This is a genomic window from Streptomyces sp. CNT372, assembly GCF_000377145.1.
Genome location: NZ_KB897803.1, coordinates 1 through 4,952 on the forward strand (window position 1 = coordinate 1; position 4,952 = coordinate 4,952).

Below are 4,952 nucleotides of genomic sequence, written 5' to 3' on the forward strand. Positions count from 1 at the left end.
TCGGTACGCAGCGGGTTGATCTCCGAGACGGCGCCGACGAACGTGGTCTTGCCCACGCCGAAGCCGCCCGCCACCACGATCTTCGCGCTGGTGGTTGAGCGGGCTGCACCGCCGCTAGAGCTTGCGAAGTCCACTGAGCACCCTTTCGAGCAGTGTCACGTCAGGCTGGCCACCCGCGGCCTCGTCGCCGCCGGGCTGATGGATGGCGACGAGTCCGGCCTCCGCCAGGTCGGCGACGAGGATACGGGCAACGCCGAGGGGGATGGAGAGAAGTGCCGAGATCTCGGCCACCGACTTGATCTCGAAGCACAGCCGGCAGATCCGCTGGTGCTCGGGCAACTGCCCTTGCAGACGTGCGGGATCGGCCGTCGTACTGACCAGCGCCTCGATGGCGAGCTGGTAGCGCGGCCGGGTCCGGCCGCCGGTCATCGCGTACGGACGGACCAGGGGGTTGTGCCTGCCGCCGCCCTGCGCGGTCGCCGGCTCCGGCGCACGTCGCGGGGCCACCGGCTGGTTGTACGACGGTGCGTACGGCCCGGGCTGCGGCTGCTGGTAGGGCCGGCCGCCGCCCTGTCCGCTCGGCGAGGAGGGGAAGTTGAAGCGATTGCGGGAGTGCTCACCCTGGGGCTGGTGCGCACCGTCATACGGGTGTCCGCCTGGGGGTGTTGCCACGTTTCCTCCTCCGACCGCCGGTCGCCGGTCCCTGTCCCTGTGGGGCCGCGCCACCGCACCTTATGGTGCGGTGGCGGGAAATGCACTGTCCGCTTGTCAGTTGAGAAGACTTCCCTGGAGCTCCGCACGCAGATCCGGGGTGAGGACACTGCCCGCACGGTCCACCAGGAGGGCCATCTCGTACCCGACGAGACCGATGTCGGCCTCGGGGTGGGCGAGAACGGCCAGCGACGACCCGTCGGAGATCGACATGATGAAGAGGAAGCCGCGCTCCATCTCCACCACGGTCTGGTTGACGGCGCCGCCTTCGAAGATCCGGGACGCTCCCGCGGTCAGCGAGGTCAGCCCGGAGGCGACCGCCGCGAGCTGATCGGCGCGGTCACGCGGGAAACCCTCGGACATCGCCAGCAGGAGTCCGTCGGCGGAGACCACCACCGTGTGGGACACCCCGGGGGTGTTGTCCACGAAGTTGGTGATCAACCAGTTCAGATTCTGCGCCGCCTGGCTCATCGGGCTCACACTAACGCTCCTGGTTGTAGGTACTACCCGGGCCACTGTGACGATCGTAAGTGGCCGGTCCGTTCGTGTCCGTCCCCGCGCTGCGCCCCTGCTGGACACCGCGCCGCAGGTTGCTCAACCTGCCGCGCACGTCCTCCGGGGCACGGGAGACCTGTGGGCCGCCCTGCGGGGTCTGCTCCGCCGTTCCCTCGACGAGGTTGGCCTTGGGCACCCGCCGGGGGAGACCGGAGGAGGTCACACCGCCCGCCTTCGGGTCGCGGAGCTTCTCCGCCCGCTGCCAGCGCTCGTCGTTGGCCGAGCGCCAGTCGCCGGTGGAGGTGTCGGTTCCGCCGCCCGCTTCCTGACCGCCCTGCGGCGCGTCCGCGGCCGGCTGCGGCTCAGCGGACTGCTGCCACTGCTGCTGCGGGGAGCGCTGCCCGGAGGCGGGCGCCTGGCCGCCGCCGCGGCGCGGGAGGCCCGAGGCGGTCAGTTCGTGACTGCTGCTCGGCGAGGGTCCCGGACGCTCGAAGCCTACGCGGTCGGAGCCGTTCGCGGGAGCGTCCTGGGAAGATTCCGGTTCGGTGCGGTACTCGGGCTCGTAGGAGGTCTGGTAGCCGTCCTGCTGCTGCCACTGCTCCTGGTGGGATCCGTTGTCATAGGAGCCGTCGTACCCCTGGGCGGCGGGCTGGGCGGCCGTGAAGTCGCCCTCCGCATAGCCGCCCTGGTGGGGAGCTTGGATGTCCTGCTGCTCGGGGTAGCCGCCGTTCGCCGGGTAACCGTCGTAGCCCTGCTCGTCGTAGCCCTGACCGGTGCCGGCACCGGCGCCGTCGGCAGCGCCGTAGGGGTGGCCGTTCCGGGCGCTGTAGTCCTGCTGCTCCGGCGGGTAGCCCTGCGCGGCGTACTCCTGGTCGTACTCGCCGGAGTACTCCTGCTCGCCGGTGTACTCCTGCTGCTCCTGCGGGTACGCGGCCTCGTCGCGGAAGAGCGGGCGGTCGCCGCCGTGGGCCTGTGCCTCCAGCGCCGCGCGGCGCTCCTCGCGTATCAGCGAACGGCCCACGGGGTCGAGCTGGGTGCCGTCACCGGACGGCTGCTCGTAGCGCGAGTCGTCGAAGCCGAGCTCCGCCGCGGTCCGCAGCGGGGCGCTGTCGAAGGACTGCTGCTGCGGGATGATCTGCGAAACCGTGAAGTCGTCCTCGGGCAGCGCCTCGCCGCCACCGCCGTGGGTGATGGCGTCCGGGAGCATGACCAGCGAGGTGGTGCCGGCCTGCTCGCCCGAGGGGCGGAGCTGGACGCGGATGCCGTGCCGGTCGGCGAGGCGGCCGACCACGAAGAGGCCCATACGCTGCGAGACGGCGGCGTCCACCGTCGGCGGGTTGGCCAGCTTGTGGTTGATGTCGGCGAAGTCCTCGGCGGTCAGGCCGATGCCCTTGTCGTGGATCTCGATCATGACGCGGCCGTCGGGCAGCCGGGTCGCGGTGACGCGGACCTTGGTCTGGGGGGAGGAGAAGGTGGTGGCGTTCTCCAGCAGCTCGGCCAGCAGGTGCACGAGGTCGGTCACGGCCTGGCCGTGGATCTCGGTCTCGGGGACGCCGGTCAGCTCGATGCGCTCGTAGGACTCCACCTCGGAGGAGGCGGCGCGCATCACGTCGACCAGGGGCACCGGCTGGTTCCAGCGACGGCCGGGCTCCTCGCCCGCGAGGACGAGGAGGTTCTCGCCGTTGCGGCGCATACGGGTCGCCAGGTGGTCCAGCTTGAAGAGGTTCTCCAGCTGGTCCGGGTCGGCCTCGTTGTTCTCCAGGTCGGTGATCAGGGTCAGCTGGCCCTCGATCAGCGACTGGTTGCGGCGCGAGAGGTTGGTGAAGATCGCGTTGACGTTGCCCCGGAGCATGGCCTGCTCGGCGGCGAGCCGCACGGCCTCGCGGTGGACCTGGTCGAAGGCGCGGGCGACCTCGCCGATCTCGTCCTGGGAGTCGATCGGGATGGGCTCCACCCGGGTGTCCACCCGGCCCGGCTCGGTACGGGAGAGCTGGTCGACGAGCATCGGCAGGCGCTGCTCGGCGATGCCGAAGGCGGCGGAGCGCAGCTGCCCCATGGAGCGGCTCATCTGGCGGGCCATGAGGCCGGCCAGGATGAACGCGGCGAGCAGGGCGACGACCACGATCGCGCCGGTGGTGATGGCGTCGTTGCGGGCGTCGTCGGAGACCGCCGAGGCCTCCTGCACGGCCCGGTCCACGAGGTCCTTCTCGATCTCGCTGTAGCCCTCGAACTTCGCGGTGGCGGCGCCCATCCAGGTCTCGGGCGTCACGTCCTGCTTCTTGAGCTGGGAGGGCGTGGAGTCCGAGCCGATCGCGGCGGCCATGCCGGTGAAGACCGACTTGTCCGGGCCGACCGGCGGGTTGAGCCCGGCCGCCTTGAGGCGCTTCTCGCCCTCGTCGGCCTTGCCGGCCATGACCTGCTGGAGACGGGCGGTGTCCGCCTCCGTGCCCCCGGAGACGTACTCGCCGATGGCGATCTGCTCCAGGTAGTTGTACGAGTTGAAGGCGACCTTCTGCTGGTCGAGGACCTTGTCGGAGCCCGGCCGGAGCAGCAGGTGCATACCGATGGAGCGCTGCAGGGACGTGGCGGCCTTGGCGAGCTGGATCGCGTACACGGTCCGGCCGTAGGCGGTCACGTTGCCGGTGCCGAGGCCGAGCTCGTTGGAGAGCTCCATGAGCACGTGCTGGACCTTGACGTAGCCCTCCTCGGTCTTCACCGGGTCCAGGGCGCGGGAGTAGGCCGCCTCGCGCAGCTTGGCGAGCGCGGGCTCCTCCTTGTCGAAGAGCTCCAGACGGCGCTCCAGACGCTGCCTGAGGCCCTCTCCGGAGGGCATGTCCTTCACGGCCTCGCGGAACTTCTCCGCGGCCGCGTCGGTGGCCTCGTACGCCTCGGTGACCTGCGGGCCCTTGCGGTCGGCCTCGCTGGTCGCCAGCAGCAGGGTCTGGGCGGTCAGGTCGCGCTCGTTCAGCAGCGCCTCGCCGTACTCGGCGGCGGCGCGCACGATCAGCGCGGTCTTCTCGGCGTCCTGCGCCTCGCTCCAGGTGTCGACGGACTGCTTCACCTGGAAGCCGCCCATGACCAGGCCGACGAGCACGGGTATAAGGAGGATCGCGTTCAGGCGGGTGGGCACCCGCCAGTTGCGCGGGGACAGCCTGCTGGAGCTGCCGGCGGCCGGGGAGCCGTTCGAAGCACCCGAGGCATCCGCAGGCGACGCCGCTGTGCGCCGCGGGGTGAAGTTGCCCCGCGCCTGGTGCTCTGCGGAGCTCGTTCTGCTTCGCTTCACTCGACCAACAACCTCTCGGCGTCGGCACCAACGCTGTGCCGTGGTTCGTTCGTAGCCGACTGATGCGGCGGTGCCGTACTACTCGGCAGTTCGACGAATTCCAGCACGCCGGACCGCCCCGGTCCAAACACCTGGAATCTGGGATTCCGGGTCCTGGAGACCTCCGATATAACGGGCATAAAGAACGAGACTCTGCAAAACGCGAGACTCAGGTGAGCACAGTGACACGATCCGTGTGCGTCGGGTGGCCGCTCCGGGGCAATTCTCTGTCGAAACGTTATGAACATGGAGGCGGGCCGTGTCGAACGACACAGCCCGCCTCCCGCCCGGTACGACAACTGCCGTATGGCGTCGTCTACTTGAGCCGCGCCATGAGGGCGTGTTCGACGAGGGTGATGAGGGCGCTCTTGGCGTCGGCGCGGTGGCGTGCGTCGGTGGTGATGATGGGGGTGTCGGGGCCGAT

3 protein-coding genes and 2 pseudogenes are annotated in these 4,952 nt (G+C 70.1%); all 5 read right to left on the reverse strand.

Translation table 11 applies throughout. The features are described from left to right. Positions 1 to 134 (reverse strand): annotated as a pseudogene (locus C593_RS30760) (ATP-binding protein); the annotation flags it as partial. After that, positions 115 to 672: a DUF742 domain-containing protein gene (locus C593_RS30765; protein WP_026278152.1), complete on the reverse strand. Its 558-nt coding sequence runs from the start codon at positions 670 to 672 to the stop codon at positions 115 to 117. The pseudogene C593_RS30760 and the gene C593_RS30765, both read right to left, overlap by 20 nt. A 96-nt stretch (positions 673 to 768) precedes the next feature. Further along, positions 769 to 1,182 (reverse strand): roadblock/LC7 domain-containing protein, encoded by a 414-nt coding sequence (locus tag C593_RS0128285; RefSeq protein ID WP_005311461.1) that lies wholly within the window; start codon positions 1,180 to 1,182, stop codon positions 769 to 771. A 10-nt stretch (positions 1,183 to 1,192) separates the two neighbouring features. After that, positions 1,193 to 4,489: a nitrate- and nitrite sensing domain-containing protein gene (locus C593_RS0128290; protein WP_026278154.1), complete on the reverse strand. Its 3,297-nt coding sequence runs from the start codon at positions 4,487 to 4,489 to the stop codon at positions 1,193 to 1,195. A 355-nt stretch (positions 4,490 to 4,844) separates the two neighbouring features. Next, positions 4,845 to 4,952, reverse strand: a pseudogene (locus C593_RS30770) (ATP-binding protein); the annotation flags it as partial.

Excerpts from the sequence above, each read along its gene's own strand:
- C593_RS0128285 (WP_005311461.1), bottom strand. The coding sequence starts at position 1,182 with ATGAGCCAGGCGGCGCAGAATCTGAACTGGTTGATCACCAACTTCGTG.